Below are 16,652 nucleotides of genomic sequence, written 5' to 3' on the forward strand. Positions count from 1 at the left end.
TCTCCGGACCGACCGCCACGCGCGTCAGCTGGAATTATGAGAGCCGCCGCTCCCCCCCGCCAACCGAGTTAACCCACACACTCCGCACAATGATCAATCAATCGGACATGCCGTGATCGAACCGCAATGAGAATGCACCGCCGTTCGTCCCGGGAGCACCCGCGGCCCTGACGACGGCGCCCGCCCGCCCGAGGACGGGCAGACGGGCGGGCAGTCCGTCCGAGCATCAGCTCAGCTGCGCGAGACCCTCGGTGGCGATCCGTTCGAAGACCGCCGGGTCGACCGCGAAGATCGAGTCCGGGACCGGCCAGTGGATGACGAGCTCCGTGATGCCCAACTCCTGGTACCGCCCCGCCCAGTCGACGAAAGCGTCCAGCGAGGCGAGCGGCTGCTCGGCCGTCGAGCCCTGCAGCAGCACCTTCTCCAGCGTCGCCACGTCCCGCCCGCGCGCCTCGCAGGCGGCCGCGAGCTTGGCCAGCTGAGCCTCGATCACGGCCGGCGCCTGCTCGACCGGCACGTCCGCCGGGCCACGCGGGTCGCCGTACGTCACCCAGCCCTGCCCGTGCTCGGCGGCCAGCTTCAGCCCGCGCGGTCCGGTGGCGGCCACGTAGAACGGCACTCGCGGCCGCTGCACGCACCCGGGGATGTTCCGCACCTCGATGGCCGAGTAGTAGCGGCCGTGGTCGGTGGTGGCGTCCTGGGTGAGCAGCTTGTCCAGCAGCGGCAGGAACTCGTCGAAGCGGTCCGCCCGCTCCTTGGGCGTCCACGCCTCCTGTCCCGTCGCCGTCGCGTCGAAGCCTGCCCCGCCGACCCCGACCCCGACCGTCATCCGCCCGCCGGAGATGTCGTCGAGCGAGATCAGCTCCTTGGCGAGGGTCACCGGGTGCCGGAAGTTCGGCGAGGTGACCAGGGTGCCGAGGCGGATCCGCTCGGTGGCGGTCGCGGCGGCCGTCAGCGTGGGAACGGCCCCGAACCAGGGCTCCTCGCGGAAGCTCCGCCAGGAGAGGTGGTCGTAGGTGTAGGCGGCGTGGAAGCCGAGGTCCTCGGCCCGCCGCCAGACTTTCTGCCCCTCGCTCCACCGGTGGATGGGGAGGATAACGGTACTCAAGCGCATGCAGCGACGATACGCGCGCAAATCGGCGGTGCTTCGAACCGCCCGTGAGACGGCACGGGCAGGTCGGCTAGCGTGGCGCCATGGGCACGTCGAGCAGGCGAGAACTGGCCGCGTTGGTCGATGAGGCGACGGTCGACACCTACGACGAGCACGAGCAGGTGTCGGCTCTGTTCACCGCCGTCGAGGAGAACCTGGCGGTGCCGTTCGGCACTTTGGTGCTGGGCGTCGAGGTGACCGTGGGCGGCGTCGACCTGTCGCGGGACGGAAGGATCGTCGCCCTGTGCACCCGTGACGGATTCCGGCAGACGATCGGGCTGCTGGACCTTCCACTGCCGGACCCGGCTCCGGCCGGAGCGGAGTGGGTCGAGGCATATCGCTACTACTGGGCGCAGTGAGCGTCGGCGCCTTCAAGACCGAGAGGGCTCGCATGACTGCTGCTGTACGGAGCGAGGACGAGGCGTCGTTGCGAGGCCTGATCGAGCGATGTTCCGAACTGAAGGGCGAACTCGTCGCCTTCGCGCGGAGCGCGCGCTTCGACCGGTGGTTGACTCCCCTCCTGCTGGAGGGCGCGGGCCCTGAGCGGCTGCTGGATGAGGGTGAGGCAATCCGGATCACCGACCATTTCATCCTGCGGTACCGCTTGCCGGACGGTTCGACCGTGGTGGACCGGTTCGTCGCCGGGCGGCGGGACCTGACCGAAGCCGGTGCCACCGCCGCGTCGCGGTTCAAGCGGTCCGACCGGCAACACCCGTCGCAACGACCGAAGCTGACGGGCTCGGCCGGGAGGGAAACCCGTTACCGGTGCGGGAACGGCCCCTTGTAAGGTGACCCCGCCATTGGGGCGATTGTCAGACTTTCAAATATGGGGGACCGGTGCACAACCGCCGTCTCGTTGCGACCTCTGCGGCTCTCGCCGCCGGGCTCGCCTTCCTGCCGGGGCAGGCGTACGCCGCCGACCCGGCCCCGAACGCCGTACCGGCTCCCGCGCCCAGCGGGTGGGAGCTGCCGGACGCCAAGACGTTCACCAGCCCGGCGGGCAACTCGTACCGGGTGCAGGGCCAGGCCGCGGTTGCCGCCCGGTCCGCCGCCGCGCCGTCCACCGGCCGGACCGTCTACGTGCTCACCCGCACCACCTGCACCTCCGACACCGGGACGGGCACCCAGGCGGCGCCGTTCTGCACCCTGCAGCACGGCGTGGACGCGGCCGCCCCCGGCGACACCGTCCGGGTCGACGGGAAGGACGAGGGGATCAGCCCGCCGCGCACCGCGGAGAACGTGGTCGTCCACACCTCCGGGCTGACCATCACCGGCGGAACCAACGCCCCGCGGATCGACGGGGACAACACCGGCTCCACCAAGCCCGGGCTGACCCTGGACGGGGTGAGCGATGTGACGATCAGCCACCTCACGGTCCTGACCGCCGGCGTGCCGGCCGCACTGACCGTCAAGGGTTCCAGCCGGATCACCCTCGACTCCGTCAACGTCGGCGCGTACGGCACCGCCGTGGCCGTCGACGGCGCGTCCGACACGGTCGCCGTCACCCGGTCGCACGTCGCACTGTTCAGCGCCGGTGCCACGGCGATCTCCGTGGCCGCCGGGGCGAAGGGCGTCACGCTGGCCGGCAACCTGATCGGCGCCTCGGGCATCACCAACTCCGGAACGTACGAGCAGCAGATCAGTGGCATCACCGCGACCGGGGTGCAGGGCCTGAACATCACCGGCAACACCGTCCAGCGCGGCTGCCTCCCCGGGATCGTGGTCGACGGCGCCTCGACGGCCGTGTCGATCCAGAACAACCTGCTGGTCGAGACCGAGAACGCGGCCGCCTGCGACGCCGGCCGGCCCGCCGTGACGGTCTCGGCCGAGTCCGCCCCGGCGACCACCACCGACTACAACGACTTCTACACCGCGTCCGCCACCGGCGCCGGGCCCTACCAGTGGGCCGGCACCGCGTACCCGACCGTCGCCGTCTTCCGGGCCGCGCAGACGCAGGGCGCGCACGACACCGTCGAACCCGTCGCGCCGCAGCCGGTCAACAACGGTGCGGACTGGGGCGTCGCCTACGCCCTGCAGGCCGGCTCCGCCGCGATCGGCACCGCCAACCAGTCCGCGCCCGGCGCGCTGACCACCGACTACTTCGGCCACGGCCCGATGTCCGACCGCGGCGCGGTCAGGTTCCGGAGCAACAACCCCGGCTTCGCGATGGCGCTGACCGCCAAGAACTCCAGCGCGTTCGGCATCTCGCTGAAGCTGGACGTGACCACCCTGCCGGTCGCCCAGGACATCTACGTCGAATGGGGCGACGGCGCCACCGACGTCCTCAACTTCTACGGCGACAAGCCGGTGACGACGACGGCGGGTCACAGCTACCAGAAGCTCGGCGACTACACGATCACGGTCACCGACTACGAGAAGACCGGCAACACCATCCGCAACACGGTGAAGGTCTCCACCCTCGGCTCGCAGTACACCGCGTACGGCCCGAAGCGGCTGCTGGACAGCCGGGACGGCACCGGTCTCGCGGCGGCCGGCCGGATCCCGGCGTACGGGACGGTCAAGCTGAAGGTCGGCGGCGCGGGCGGCGTCCCGGCCGACGCCACCGCCGCGGTGCTCAACCTGACCGTGACCGGTCCGGCCGCCGAGGGCCACATCACGGCGTACCCGGACGGCGGGCAGCCGCCGACCACCTCGAACGTCAACTACCGGGCCGGGCAGACCGTGCCGAACCTGGTGATGGTGCCGATCGGCGCCAACGGCTACGTCGACCTGTACAACGGCAGCTGGGGCACCACCGACCTGATCGCCGACATCACCGGCTACTTCACCCCGACGGCCGCGGCCGGCTTCACGCCCGTGGGCCCGAGCCGGCTGGTCGACACCCGGGACGGCACCGGCGCCCCGCGCAACCAGATCCCCGGCCGCAGCTCGATCCCGGTGCAGATCGCCGGCGCCACCCCCGGCCTGCCGGGCGCCGGCATCACCGCGGTCGCGCTGAACGTCACCGTCACCAACCCGCACCAGGACGGCCACTTGATCGTCTACCCGAGCGGGCAGGCCGTGCCCACGGCGTCCAACCTGAACTTCACCGCCGGGCAGACCGTGGCCAACTCGGTCGTCGTCCCGGTCGGCGCGGACGGCCGGGTCCAGGTGTTCAACGGCGCCTGGGCCGGGACCGACGTGATCGTCGACGTGGTCGGCTACTACAGCACCTCCGAGAAGGGCGCGTTCATCCCGGTCGACCCGGAGCGGCTGATCGACACCCGTGACCCGGCGACCTGGGGCGGCGGCCCGCTGAAGGGCCGCTACTACGCCTACCTGCCGATGACCACGCGCACCGACATCCCGGCGTTCGTCTTCAACGCCACCGTCACCAACACCGGCGACGACGGCCACCTGACCGTCGCCTCCGACCCGAACACCCTGGCCGACTACAAGGGCGGCTACCCGTATCCGGTGTACGCACCGAACACCTCCTCGCTGAACTGGCGGCGGGGCAGCACCGTGCCGAACCTGGTGCAGGTCGCGCCGGGCCGGGGCCTGATCGACTTCTTCAACGAGAGCGACGGCAACATCGACCTGGTCGTCGACATCTTCGGCTACTACCAGAACGACTGACGTACTCTCAGTCCCTTGCCGCCGGCCGATGGCCGACCGGGGCGGGGACGACGCCGAGAGGTGCCTGCTGTGCCTCGGACGACGGAAGCTCCCGATGCTTCCGGCCGGCCGGCACGCAAGGCACCTCTCTCGCGTCGCTCTCCGACACGCCGCCCGGGCCGCCGCGCACACGGCCCTCCGGCGGCCCCGGGCGGCCTGGCCGGCCCAGACCCCATGGCACCGGGGGGCCGGCCGGGCCTCGGCCGTCGGGCAGGCGCTAGAGCACGTCTTCAAAGGTTGATCCAGAGCAGGGTTGAGGCGAGAGTGACGGCGGCCTGGTAGGACTCGCGGGTCTGGTCGTAGCGGGTTGCTATGCCGCGGTACTGCTTGAGCCGGTTGAAGCAGCGTTCGACTGTGTTCCGGTGGGTGTACTTCTCCCTGTCGAAACCGGGCGGCCGTCCGCCGTGTCGTCCCCTTCGGCGGCGGCCGGCTGCCTGGTCAGCGCGTTCCGGGATGGTGTGGGCGATGCCGCGCCGACGGAGGTAGGTACGGATGGCGCGGGAGCTGTAGCCCTTGTCGCCCAGGACGTGGTCGGGGCGGGTGCGCGGGCGGCCCGCCCCGAGGCGGGGCACGCGGATGTCGGCCATGACCTGTTCGAAGCGCGTGCAGTCGTTGACGTTCCCGCCGGTGACCACCAGGCCCAGTGGGCGTCCCCGCCCGTCGCAGGCGAGGTGGAGCTTCGTGGTCAGTCCGCCCCGGGATCGACCGAGGGCGTGATCATCCGCTTTGTCCCAGTCGGGAGCCCCCCTTTGCGGCCGCCGGCCGCGTGCTGGTGGGCACGGGCGATCGTGGAGTCGACCGACACCAGCCAGTCGATGTCTCCGGCCGCGTCCTTCTCCGCCTGGATCGAGCGCAGCATCCGGGTGAAGGTCCCGTCCAAGGCCCACCTGCGGAAACGCGTGTACAGGCTCTGCCACGAGCCGTACCGCTCCGGCACGTCCCGCCACGCCGAGCCGGTCCGCAGCTTCCACACGATCCCGTTCAGCACCATCCGGTCGTCCGCCCGAGGCCGTCCCGTCCCCGCTCGCGGCAGGAGACGGGACAGCACCTCCCACTCCACGTCCGACAGCTCATGACGACGAATCACGACCAACATGATCGCTCATCAGCCCATCGCCTTTGAAGACGCGCTCTAGCTCGCGGCGTACGAGCGGTCGCGTCGGGCGTCGTGGAGGACGACTCCCCACCACAGGAGCTGGTCGAGCATGACCTTGGCGGCGCCCTCGGGGCCCTCGGGGGCGTGCAGGGTGCCCTCCGGGGAGAAGAGCTCGTAGTAGCGGGGGAACGAGACGTAGTCGCGGACCGTGTGCGCCTGCAACTCGTTGAAAACCTGGCGCAGTTGCTCGATGGCCAGGAGGCCGCCGCTGGCCCCGCTGTAGCCGACGAAACCGATCGGCTTGGCCTGCCACTCGGCGTGGTGCCAGTCGATGGCGGCCTTCAGCGCGGCCGGGAAACTGCGGTTGTAGTCCGGCGTCACGACGACGATCGCGTCGGCCGCCGCGAGCGCCCGGGTCAGGGCGGCCGCCCCGGCGGGGCGGATCGGGTCGGCCTGCATCGCCGGTGACAGCGAAGGTAGTTCGAGCGGCAGGTCGACGGTGGCCAGATCGATCGCGTCCACCGTGAACCGACCGTGCTGCCGGGCCTGTTCGGCGAACCAGTTCGCGACCACCGGGCCGAACCGGCCTTCCCGGACGCTCCCGGTGATCACGACGAGGTTGAGCTGCTGGCTGGACATGACTGTGCTCCTGATGCGGATCCGGATGTGGCTGCGGGCTGCCGGGGTGGCCCCCGTGGGGTGCGAACTCCAAACTGGCGCGCCGGCGCCGCGGGAGGAAGGCCGGGCCGAGGCTGGTAGTGGCAGGGCCACGACCCGGCGGAGCCGGGCTGTTAGGTTCGGCGGGTGAGCGACAACGAGCTGGGACTGTTCCTGCGCCTGCGCCGTGAAGCCGTCGCACCGGCGCAGGTAGGGCTCCCCGCCGGCCCCCGCCGCCGTACGCCGGGGCTCCGCCGGGCGGAGCTGGCGACGCTCGCCGGGGTCAGCGTCGAGTACGTCACGCGACTCGAACAGGGGCGGGACCGGCGGCCGTCCGCAGAGGTGCTCTCGGCCCTGGCCGACGCGCTGCGGCTGACCACGGGCGAGCGGGTCCACGTGCACCGACTCGCCAAGGGGGCTGGTGGCGGGTTCAGTTGTACGGGGGGTGCGGCGCCGAACCGGGCGGTGCGTCCCACCGTACGGGCGCTGCTCGACCGTCTCGAACCCGCGCCTGCCGTGCTGGTCAACCGGCTGGGCGAGATGCTCGCCCGTACGGAGGGCTACCGGCGCCTGGCCGGGCCGGTCGGGCTGCTGGACGGCGTCCCGCCGAGCCTCGCCCGCTTCGTGTTCACCGACCCACGGGCGCGGGCCGTCTACCCGGACTGGGAGCACGTCGCCGACGAGCAGGTCGCCGCCCTGAAGCAGGGGCCCGGTCGGTCCGACCCCCATGTCGCGGCACTGATGGACGAGTTGACGGTCTCCGCCGGGGCGGACTTCACCGGACGGCTGGACCGCGTGCCGGGACTGCCCAGGCCGAGCGGAGTCACCAGGATGGTCCATCCGGCGACGGGGGAGCTTCGACTGGCGTACGAGATGCTCGAACTGGCCGCCGACGACGACCAACGCCTCGTCGTCCACCTGCCCGCGGACGAGGCGACCTCCGCCGCTCTCGACCGGCTCAGCGGCCGCCGGCCGGGTGCTCTACGAGCGGTCCGGGCCCGGTAGGGCGCCGACTGCTCCGGCGGGTGGAAGCTCGGGTCATGCCGGGCGAAACCCCTCGTCGGGGCACCGGTCGGGTGATGTCCGCCCATGGCCGGACAGTGGAGGTCAGCGGGTGTGGGGGCCCCGGGCCGAGCACCCGCTCCGAGTGGAAAACCGCTTGCGTACTGATGATATGAATCAGCAGCTGGTGCGTTCGGCCGGCCGGGGGGTCAAGTCGACGTGGCTGCGCGCTGCGCACCGTCGACGGCGAGGCCTGCCCCGGGCCGGCCCATCAGCACTCCGTCAACCTCACTCGCAGGAGTACCAGTTGGACCGGTATCGCACTCCCGCACGGCTGGCCGGGCCGGTACGCCGGCTCGCCCTGGCCGTGGCCGCCACCAGCACGCTGGCCCTGACCGTGGCAACGCCCGCGATCGCGGCCACCGGCGCGCCGGCCGCCACGGGCGCACCGGCCGCCCAGCAGGCGGCGGCCCTGCCGCCCGCGGCACAGAGCGGCAAGTTCGTCCCGACGGATCCGCACCGGATCCTCGACACCAGGTCCGCGGTCGGGGTTCCGACGGCGGGCAAGGTCCCCGGCGGGACCCACATCCGGGTGCCGGTCGGCCTGCCCGCGGGGGACGTCAAGGCCGTCGTCATGAACGTGACGGTCACCGGGCCCTCCGAGGAGAGCCACCTGACGGTCTTCCCGGACGGCACCCCGCTGCCGACCGCCTCGAACCTCAACTTCACGGCCGGACAGACCGTCCCCAACGCCGTCACGGTGCCGGTCTCCAACGGCTTCGTGGACTTCTACAACAACTCCGGCAGCACCGACGTCGTCGCCGACCTGGCCGGCTACTACACGGACAGCGTGGGCATCCCCGGGTCCAGCTACGTCCCGGTCAGCCCGGCGCGGCTGCTCGACACCCGCTCCGGCGGGGCGGGCCCGGTGGGCGCGGACGGGACGGTCAACCTCAAGGTCACCGGCACCGGCGGGGTGCCTGCCGCCGGGGCGACCGCCGTCGTCCTGAACGTCACCGCCACCGGAACCACCTCGGACAGCTTCCTGACCGTGTATCCGCACGGCACCGCGCGGCCCGGCACCTCCAACCTCAACTGGACGGCCGGGGAGACCACCCCCAACCTGGTGACCGTCCCGCTGGGCGCGGACGGCTCGGTGGACCTGTACAACCACATCGGGGCGACCCAGGTGGTGGCGGACGTCTTCGGCTACTACCAGAGCAGCCCCGCCGGCTCGGCCTACTCGGCCACCGGCCCCAAGCGCATGGTCGACACCCGGACGAGCGACATCTTCCACACCCTCGGCGCGGACGGCCTCATGAACCTGCCGGTCGCGACCGGCGGCCTGGGCACCACCAAGGTGTCCGCCGTCGTCCTCAACGTCACGGCGACCAACGCCACCGACGACAGCTTCCTCACCGTCTTCCCGGGCAACGGCACCGGACGGCCGAGCACCTCGAACCTCAACTTCCGTGCCGGGCAGACCGTGCCGAACCTGGTGATCGTGCCGGTCGACGACACGGGGCTGGTCAACGTCTACAACCACCTCGGCCGGGTGGACGTGATCGTGGACATCTTCGGCTGGTTCAGCCTCCCCGAGGGCGGGCCGACCAACCTGCGGATGCCGGAACTCCCCGCCTCGGCGTGCGCCACGGCCGCCCCGGGACCGTGGGTCCCCGTCGCACCGGGTACCAGGTACCGCCTCGGCGCCACCATGCCCGGCCTCACCGGCGGCACCACTGCTCGGGGGTGGCTGGTCGTGGTCGTCACCGCGCCGGACGGCAGCGTCGCCTCCTACGAGGGCGGCCTGGCCTTCCCGCAGACACCGGCCGACACCTCTGTCGAGTTGGCGAAGTCCGGGCCGGGCGAGTACAGCTGGTACGCCTACGAGACGAACGGCACCGTGGTCTCGGCGCCCAGCCGGCCCTGCTACTTCCAGGCCGACCTGGACTCCGGCATCACCGGAGTGACCATCACCTCGGACCGCGCACCCGGTGAGATCGTCCAGGGGCAGCAGGTGACCTTCACCCTGGCCGCGACCTCGGTGGGGGCCACCGAGGGCCAGCGGATCGCGAGCTTCTGCTACTCGGAGACGCCGCAGATGTGCACCAGGTTGGCCGCCACGAACGGCAAGGCCAGCATCACGGTCACCGCCTCCGGCTGGGGCACCCACGTGCAGTACGTCTCGGCGTCCACCGTCTCCGGCTGGACCTCCCAGACCATGTCGTTCAGCTACTACGTCCGCTCCAACTGACCGATTCCGGCCGAGGCCGGCCGCGCCCCGGAAACCGCCCTCGGGCGGTGGGGCGCGGCCGGCCTCCGCCGTTCGGGCCCACCGTCCAGCTTCCCGCTGCGACGGCCGGCCGCCCGGACGGCCACCGGCTGACCAGGCCGCCACCGGCCACCCACCGGCCCGGCCCCCGCCCGTGACGCGGGGGCCGGGCCGGTGCGCTGTTCCCGCCCCGCGCGCCCACCCCGCCGTCGGTCCCCGTCGGTCCCCGTCCGACCGCGCCCACCCGCCGTCGGCCCCGTCCCGCGCGCCCACCCCGCCGCCTGCTTCCCCCCGCCGCGCTCCGCGCCCGCTGGCGTGCTGACGCCAGGCGATCTCGCGCCAGCGGAATCCCTTGGTGAGGGACCTGGCGCCGGGTCAGGATGTCTGCAGAGAAAGCACCGCGGAAACGGGGCGGCGATCGACCGCCCGCTCCCCGCGCACCGGAATTCACGATCGCCTGCCGCCCGGGCACACCCATGCCTCCGGCCGGTAGGGCGGCACCGCCATCACCGAGCGCCGATTGCAGATCCTCCTGGAAAGGCCGACATGTCCGTCTCCATTCTCGAAAGCCAGCGGAACGCCGTTCTCGACATCTTCGGGCAGAAGATCGAGGAGCTGAAGGCCAGCGAGCTCTACCGGGAGTTCCTCCCGGTCGGGCACCTGGCCTCGGACCGCGGCCACACCGGGTACCGCGGCCGGAAGGTCCAGGTCTGGTGCAGCAACGACTACCTGGGTATGAGCCAGCACCCCGAGGTCATCCAGGCCCAGATCGACTCCACGGGCAGGCACGGCACCGGCACCGGCGGGTCGCGGAACATCGCCGGCACCAGCACCGCGCACGTCGAGCTGGAGGACCGGCTGGCGGCCTGGCACGGCAAGGAGCGGGCCCTGGTCTTCTCCAGCGGATACGTCGCGAATTTCGAGACGCTGAGCACCCTGATATCCGCGATCGACGGACTGGTGGTGTTCTCCGATTCGCTGAACCACCGTTCGCTGATCGAGGGAATCGTCCGCTCCGGTGCGAAGAAGCACGTGTTCGCGCACAACGACATGGCGGACCTCGAATCCAAGCTCGCCCTCTACGAGGCGGACCGCCCGAAGCTGATCGTCTTCGAATCGGTGTACTCGATGGACGGTGACACCTCCCCGGTGTCCGCCGTCTTCGACCTGGCGGAGAAGTACGACGCGCTGACCTTCCTCGACGAGACCCACTCGATCGGGGTCCGCGGGCCCCTGGGCGCGGGGCTGAGCGCGGAGATCGGCGACCACCGCGCGACCTTCGTCCAGGGGGTGTTCGGCAAGGCCATCGGCACGGTCGGCGGCTATGTGGCCGGCCCCGACGCGGCGCTGGACTACGTCCGCTCGTTCGCGCCGGGCTTCATCTTCACCACCGCGCTGCCGCAGGCCGCCATGGACGCCACCCTGCGGAGCCTGCGGCTCGTCCAGGAGGGCGACGCCCTGCGCGCCGAGCTGGCCGCCAAGACGGAGCTGATGAAGGCCGAACTGCGGGCCAGGGGGATCGACTTCATCGACGCGGACAGCCACCTGGTGCCGGTGATGGTGCCCGGCGGCGAGCGGGTGCGGCGGGTGTCGCGGCAGCTGCTGGAGGAGCACGACATCTACGTCCAGCCGATCAACTTCCCGTCGGTGGCACGTGGTGGCGAGCGGTTCCGGGTCACCGTCGCGCCGTTCCGCACGCCCGAGCAGATCGCGAACTTCGCCGACGCCATGCAGAAGTGCCTTCAGGAGAACTGAAACCGAGCACCTGGGCCGATGCGGCCTCAGGGCACACAACCGGAGGAACCATGAACATCACCGAGATCACCCCCTTCATCGGTCTGGAGCTGACCGGCGTCGGCTACGACGACCTGGTGCGGCCGGAGGTCTGGGAGAAGCTGGTCGAGGGCGTCCGCGAGCGTGAGCTGGTGGTCGTGCGCGGCATCGAGCTGACCCCGCTGCAGCAGATCGACCTGGCCTCCCGGCTGGGCCGGCCGGTGCCCTTCGTGATCAGCAAGTACCGCCACCCGGAGTTCGAGGAGATCATGATCTCCTCGAACGAGAAGAAGGACGACAAGCCGATCGGCGTCGCCCGGGTCGGCAACTTCTGGCACCAGGACTCGTCCTTCGTGGCCGAGCCGGCGCCGTTCACCATGCTGCACGGCGTCAACGTGCCGTCCACCAGCGGCCACACCAAGTTCGCCAGTGCGGTCGACGTCCACGACCGGCTGCCGGAGGAGTGGAAGGCCCGGCTGGCCGACCGGATCGGCGTGCACACCGTCGGCAAGCGGCTGCGCATCCGTCCGGAGCACGTCGGCCTGTCGGTCGCGGAGTTCAAGGCGCTGATCGACGTCGAGCACCCGAAGGTCGAGCACCCGCTGATCTGCAAGGACGAGTACACCGGCCGGGAGTACATCTACGGCTCGCGCGAGTACATGGACTCGGTGGCGGGCTTCGACCCCAACGAGAACGAGGCCTTCTTCACCCTGCTCGACGAGCTGATCCAGGACGAGGAGCGGGTCTACACCCACCGCTGGACCCAGAACGACCTGGTGATCTGGAAGACCCGGACGACGTACCACATCGCCACCGAGGTGGAGCCGGGCGTGGGCCGCACCGTGCACCGGGTCAGCATCGAGGCCGTCGACGCCGAGGTGCAGCTGGTCGAAGAAGAGGTTCAGTGAGCGGCATCGCCGACTTCGCCGTGAGCTACCCCCGGGGGCGGGCCGACGTGCAAGCGATGCACGCCGCCTCCGGGGTCCCGGTGGCCGACATCCTGGCGATCACCCACGCCGAGAGCTTCCCGGCGCTGGCCGACGGGGAGCAGGCCTGGGAGCTGGCGCTGAGCGCGGCGCGGAAGCTGCTGGGCCGCCAGCCGGTGGACGTGGACGAGATCCGGTACGTCGTGGTCGCCGGCTCCGGCCAGTGGGACCACCCGTTCTGGTCGCCCGCCGCCAAGGTGGCGCACGAGCTGGGGATCGAACGGGCGCACTGCTTCGAGGTGGCGAACTTCTGCAACGCCGGGATGGCCGCCCTGAAGATCGTCGCCGACCGGGTCGAGCTGGACGGCGGCGGCTACGGGCTGGTGCTGGTCGGCGACCGGCTGAGCCGGATGGTCGACTACACCGACCCGGCGTCCAAGGCGCTGTTCAACTTCGGCGACGCGGCGGGGGCGATGCTGGTCGAGCCGGGGCGCGGCGCCTTCTCGGTGCTGCACAGCGAGATGCGCACCGACCCCAGCTGGTCCGACTACTACGCCGGCGAGCAGCGGGGCGACCGGGTGGCGATCCGCCGCGCGGCGCACCGCAGTGGTCTGGCCGCGGCGTACGTGGCGAACTTCACCGCGCTGATCGACCGGACGCTGGACGCGGTGGGGGCGAAACTCCCGGACGTCGCCCACCTGTTGATCAACCAGGGCGACCGGGACATGCACGAACGGCTGCTGCGCGAGCTGGACCTCCCGGCGGAGAAGAGCGTCTTCAACTACCACCGGTTCGGGCACATGGGCGGGACGGACACCCTGATCGCCCTGCAGGACCTGCGGGAGCAGCGGAAGCTGCGGCCCGGCGACCTGATCATTCTGGCCACCAGCGCGATGGGCTTCAGCTGGGGCATCACGGCTTTGGAGTATCACGAATGAAGATCCTGGTGATGAATCAGGTCCCCTACCGCAAGATCCAGTACCACCTGGGGATCGACCACGAGCAGCACGACGTGACCTACGTCTGCGGCCCGATCGGCGACGCGCAGCTGCCCGCCGGCCTGCGCTGCGAGCGGCTGCTGATCGACCCGACGCTGGACCTCACCGAGCAGGTGATCGCCCGGACCTCGCGGGCGGACGGCTTCGAGCAGGTGCTGGCCCTGTCGGAGTCGGGGATCCTCGGCGCCCATCGGATCCGCGAGCACCTGGGCGTCCCCGGGCCGTCGCTGGCGCAGCTGGAGAAGGTCCGCGACAAGGTCGCGATGAAGCAGGCCCTGGTGGACGCCGACGTGCGCCACCCACGGTTCGTCGCCGCGCCCCCCGCCTGCGGGCCGCTGCCGTGGCCCGGGAAGACGGTGGTCAAGCCCCGCCAGGGGGCGTCCAGCGAGGGCGTCAGCATCCACCCGACGGCCCGGGAGGCACTCGCCTTCTACCGCACGCTGCCGGACCCCGGCGAGTACCAGCTGGAGGAGTACGTCGAGGGTGAGCTGTTCCACGCCGACGGGCTGATCAGCGCCGGAACGGTGCTGGACCTGGTGGTCAGCCGGTACATCGGCAAGCCGGTCGACTTCGCGAACGGCGCGCCGGTCGGGTCGAGCCAGCTGCCGTTCGACGAGCGCTACGCCGCCTTCGTGGCGCGGGCGGTGACGGCGCTCGGGATCGAGGAGGGCTGCCTGCACCTGGAGTTCTTCGAGACCGCCGAGGGTGAGCTGGTCTTCCTGGAGGTGGCCAACCGGCTGGGCGGCGGCGGCATCGTGGACTCGCACCTGCGGCACACCGGCGTCCACCTGCCCTCGCACGAGATCGCCGTCCGGCTGGGCTTCGAGCGGCCGGAGCCGGCCGAACCCAGCGGGCGCCACCACGGGTTCCTGATCTTCCCCGGGCACCAGCTGGCACCGGGGGCCCGCACGGTGGTGTCCTTCCCGGACCACCTGCGCGAGCACCCGTGCGTGGACCGGCTGCACCTGCTGGAGGAGTCGGCGGGGGCGGGCGGCATCTCCTACCAGGAGTGGGAGGTCCCGGTGTTCATCGAGGCCTCGCACCCCGACCCGGCCGTGGTCGCCGGCTTCCTGACGGAGTGCGCCCGGGCCGTCACGGTCACCGAGTTGCCCGCCGCCGAGCCGGCCGCGCCCGCAGTGCCCGCCACCGCGGTGCCGGCCGCCGAGCGGGAGCCGGCCGCCGCCGCCCCGCTGCCCGCCGTGCTCGCAGGGGCCGCGGCATGAGCGCCACCCGCCACTACCCGACCGACCTGCTGCTCGCGGTCGAGCACGCCGAGCGGGCACTCGCCGAGGGCCCGGACCCGGAGCTCGCCCGGCTGCTGGCCGGAGCCGGCCTGCCGGGCCTGGCCGGCCTGTTCGCCTCGGCCGAACTCGCCGAGGGCCTGGACGAACTGTTCGACGGCCTCAGCCAGTACCCCTGGCAGCCCCTGGTCGACAGCAACGACGTGATGGAGTTCTCGCCGCTCGGCACGGTGGTGCTGGACGACCGCCGTCCGGGCAACACCCTGCGCGGCCTGCTGCTCGGCTGGGCGACCGGCAACGAGGTGGTGATCCGCGGCGAGCGGCAGGAGTTCTGGGCCGCGCTGACCGGGCTGCTGCGGGAGGCGGGGTTCCCGCTGCCGCCGAGCCGGACGGTCGCGCCGGGCACGGACGTGCCGGGCGGGCACCCGGTGCTGGTGCCCGACCTGCTGCCCGGCGAGGACTGGGCGGACGAGGCGCTGTACGCCACCGCACAGGCCGAGGGCGTGCCGGTGCTGCGGATCCGGGTGGACGCCGCCGGGCGCGCGGGCACCGGCGGCCCGTTCGCCGGTGAGGTCCTGCGGCTGGACTGCCGCTCCGGGTGGGCCGGCGCCCTCCAGTACCGCACCTACCTGCGGGGCACCCGGCTCTCCGACGCGCGTGGCGCGGACACCGCGCAGGAGGACGGCCGGATCGCCGCCCGCCTGCGGTACCTGGTGGAGCGGGCCCGCCGCACCCCGTACTACCGCGACCTGCCCCGGATCGACGAGCGGGCCGACCTGCAGCGGCTGCCGGTGCTGGAGAAGTCCGCGCTGGAGCGGCACTCGCTGCCGGCCGCCCGGGGTCTGTGCAGCGGTGACCGGCCGAGCGGCGAGGTGCTGCGCAGCGGCGCGACCACCGGCCCGCCGCGCTACATCGTGTACTCGCGCACCGACTGGGACAACATGGTGCGCGAGGCCGTCCCGCTGTTCTACGCGCTGGGGGTGCGGCCGGGCGACCGGCTGATCAACTCGCTGTTCGGCGGCGGCCTCTACGGCGGTCTGATCACCAGCAGCAGCGAGCTGTCCCGGATGCCGGTGGAGGCGTACAGCACCGCACAGATGATCACCGCGGACGATGTGCTGATGCTGACCCGCAGCTTCTCGGCGAACGTCATCCTCGGCCAGCCGGCCCTGCTGCTGCCGGTGCTGCGCGACGCCAAGGCGCGCGAGCCCGGGCTGCGGATCGAGAAGGTGCTGTACGGCGGCACGCCGATGACGGAGTCCGACAAGCGGTGGCTGCGCGAGGAGCTCGGCACCCGGGTCGTCTCCAGCGTGCTGGCGGCCAACGACGGCGCGCAGCTGGGCTACCAGTGCAGCGACCTGGCGGGCACCCTGCACCACCTCTGCGACGACTACAACCTGATCGAGGTGGTGGACGAGCAGGGCCGCCCGGTGCCCGAGGGCGAGCCGGGCGAGCTGCTGGTCACCAGCATGCAGAAGTTCGAGGGCCCGCTGATCCGCTACCGGATCGGTGACCTGGGGCGGATCTTCCCGCACGACTGCGGCTGCGGGGTGAGCGGCCGGGTGCTGGAGTACCTGGGGCGCTCGGACGGCCAGATCAAGGTGAAGGGCCGGACCGTCCTGTACGGCGAGATCATGGCCGAGCTGGCGCGGTTCGAGGTGTCGCAGCTCCAGGTGGAGATCGACTCGCAGGGCGGCCGGGAGAGCGTGACCGTCCGCACCGAGTCGCCCGGGAAGCTGGACCCGGACGAGCTGCGCGACCACCTGAAGGCCCGCTTCGAGGTGCTCAGCGACTACCACTCCTTCGACGAGTCGCTGGACGTCTTCGAGTTCACCGTGGAGTGCCACCCCGAGGGCGGCCTGCCCCGGAACACCGTCAGCGGCAAGATCAAGACCGTGATCGACCTCCGGCTGCGGTAA

The 16,652-nt window shown here is 71.7% G+C and carries 12 protein-coding genes and 1 pseudogene; 10 read left to right on the forward strand and 3 right to left on the reverse strand.

Annotated features, from left to right (window positions below; translation table 11 throughout):
• Positions 1 to 226: 226 nt before the first annotated feature.
• A complete protein-coding gene (locus OG689_RS20250; protein ID WP_266322248.1) occupies positions 227 to 1,114 on the reverse strand; it encodes an LLM class flavin-dependent oxidoreductase in 888 nt (295 codons plus the stop codon).
• A gap of 80 nt (positions 1,115 to 1,194) precedes the next feature.
• Here OG689_RS20250 and OG689_RS20255 point away from each other — a divergent pair, with 80 nt between their 5' ends.
• From OG689_RS20255 to OG689_RS20265, 3 genes are read left to right on the forward strand one after another with little or no spacing between them, the layout of a single operon-like run.
• Positions 1,195 to 1,509 (forward strand): hypothetical protein, encoded by a 315-nt coding sequence (locus tag OG689_RS20255; RefSeq protein ID WP_266322249.1) that lies wholly within the window; start codon positions 1,195 to 1,197, stop codon positions 1,507 to 1,509.
• Positions 1,506 to 1,937: a hypothetical protein gene (locus tag OG689_RS20260; RefSeq protein WP_266322250.1), complete on the forward strand. Its 432-nt coding sequence runs from the start codon at positions 1,506 to 1,508 to the stop codon at positions 1,935 to 1,937. The genes OG689_RS20255 and OG689_RS20260 overlap by 4 nt, the downstream gene beginning before the upstream one ends.
• A gap of 50 nt (positions 1,938 to 1,987) precedes the next feature.
• Positions 1,988 to 4,729: a right-handed parallel beta-helix repeat-containing protein gene (locus OG689_RS20265; protein WP_266322252.1), complete on the forward strand. Its 2,742-nt coding sequence runs from the start codon at positions 1,988 to 1,990 to the stop codon at positions 4,727 to 4,729.
• Between the two features lie 269 nt (positions 4,730 to 4,998).
• Here OG689_RS20265 and OG689_RS20270 read toward each other — a convergent pair.
• Both OG689_RS20270 and OG689_RS20275 read right to left on the reverse strand, forming a co-directional pair.
• A pseudogene (locus OG689_RS20270) lies at positions 4,999 to 5,852 on the reverse strand (IS5 family transposase).
• A gap of 48 nt (positions 5,853 to 5,900) precedes the next feature.
• On the reverse strand, positions 5,901 to 6,503 hold the full coding sequence (locus OG689_RS20275; protein ID WP_266322254.1) for an NAD(P)H-dependent oxidoreductase: 603 nt from the start codon (positions 6,501 to 6,503) through the stop codon (positions 5,901 to 5,903).
• A 165-nt stretch (positions 6,504 to 6,668) separates the two neighbouring features.
• Here OG689_RS20275 and OG689_RS20280 point away from each other — a divergent pair, with 165 nt between their 5' ends.
• The 7 genes from OG689_RS20280 to OG689_RS20310 all read left to right on the forward strand — a co-directional run bounded on the left by OG689_RS20280 (position 6,669) and on the right by OG689_RS20310 (position 16,652).
• Positions 6,669 to 7,526: a helix-turn-helix domain-containing protein gene (locus tag OG689_RS20280; RefSeq protein WP_266322256.1), complete on the forward strand. Its 858-nt coding sequence runs from the start codon at positions 6,669 to 6,671 to the stop codon at positions 7,524 to 7,526.
• Positions 7,527 to 7,830: 304 nt separating this feature from the next.
• Positions 7,831 to 9,777: a hypothetical protein gene (locus OG689_RS20285; protein WP_266322258.1), complete on the forward strand. Its 1,947-nt coding sequence runs from the start codon at positions 7,831 to 7,833 to the stop codon at positions 9,775 to 9,777.
• Positions 9,778 to 10,341: 564 nt separating this feature from the next.
• Positions 10,342 to 11,550, forward strand: a complete 1,209-nt coding sequence (gene hemA, locus OG689_RS20290; RefSeq protein WP_266322260.1) for a 5-aminolevulinate synthase — start codon at positions 10,342 to 10,344, stop codon at positions 11,548 to 11,550.
• A gap of 50 nt (positions 11,551 to 11,600) precedes the next feature.
• Positions 11,601 to 12,476 carry a TauD/TfdA family dioxygenase gene (locus OG689_RS20295; protein WP_266322261.1) on the forward strand — a complete coding sequence of 292 codons (876 nt, stop codon included), beginning with the start codon at positions 11,601 to 11,603 and terminating at the stop codon, positions 12,474 to 12,476.
• Positions 12,473 to 13,432 (forward strand): 3-oxoacyl-[acyl-carrier-protein] synthase III C-terminal domain-containing protein, encoded by a 960-nt coding sequence (locus OG689_RS20300; protein WP_266322263.1) that lies wholly within the window; start codon positions 12,473 to 12,475, stop codon positions 13,430 to 13,432. The genes OG689_RS20295 and OG689_RS20300 overlap by 4 nt, the downstream gene beginning before the upstream one ends.
• Complete coding sequence (locus OG689_RS20305; RefSeq protein ID WP_266322264.1) at positions 13,429 to 14,715, forward strand: hypothetical protein; 1,287 nt, start codon at positions 13,429 to 13,431, stop codon at positions 14,713 to 14,715. Before OG689_RS20300 ends, OG689_RS20305 begins: the two co-directional genes overlap by 4 nt.
• Entirely contained in the window at positions 14,712 to 16,652 is a 1,941-nt protein-coding gene (locus OG689_RS20310; RefSeq protein WP_266322266.1) for a phenylacetate--CoA ligase family protein, read from the forward strand. The genes OG689_RS20305 and OG689_RS20310 overlap by 4 nt, the downstream gene beginning before the upstream one ends.

This window comes from Kitasatospora sp. NBC_00240, assembly GCF_026342405.1.
Classification (GTDB): Bacteria; Actinomycetota; Actinomycetes; order Streptomycetales; family Streptomycetaceae; genus Kitasatospora.

Bases quoted from the DNA above. Each gene is read 5' to 3' on its own strand.
- OG689_RS20250 (WP_266322248.1), bottom strand. From the start codon at position 1,114: ATGCGCTTGAGTACCGTTATCCTCCCCATCCACCGGTGGAGCGAGGGG.
- OG689_RS20255 (WP_266322249.1), top strand. From the start codon at position 1,195: ATGGGCACGTCGAGCAGGCGAGAACTGGCCGCGTTGGTCGATGAGGCG.
- OG689_RS20275 (WP_266322254.1), bottom strand. From the start codon at position 6,503: ATGTCCAGCCAGCAGCTCAACCTCGTCGTGATCACCGGGAGCGTCCGG.
- hemA (WP_266322260.1), top strand. From the start codon at position 10,342: ATGTCCGTCTCCATTCTCGAAAGCCAGCGGAACGCCGTTCTCGACATC.
- OG689_RS20295 (WP_266322261.1), top strand. From the start codon at position 11,601: ATGAACATCACCGAGATCACCCCCTTCATCGGTCTGGAGCTGACCGGC.
- OG689_RS20305 (WP_266322264.1), top strand. From the start codon at position 13,429: ATGAAGATCCTGGTGATGAATCAGGTCCCCTACCGCAAGATCCAGTAC.
- OG689_RS20310 (WP_266322266.1), top strand. From the start codon at position 14,712: ATGAGCGCCACCCGCCACTACCCGACCGACCTGCTGCTCGCGGTCGAG.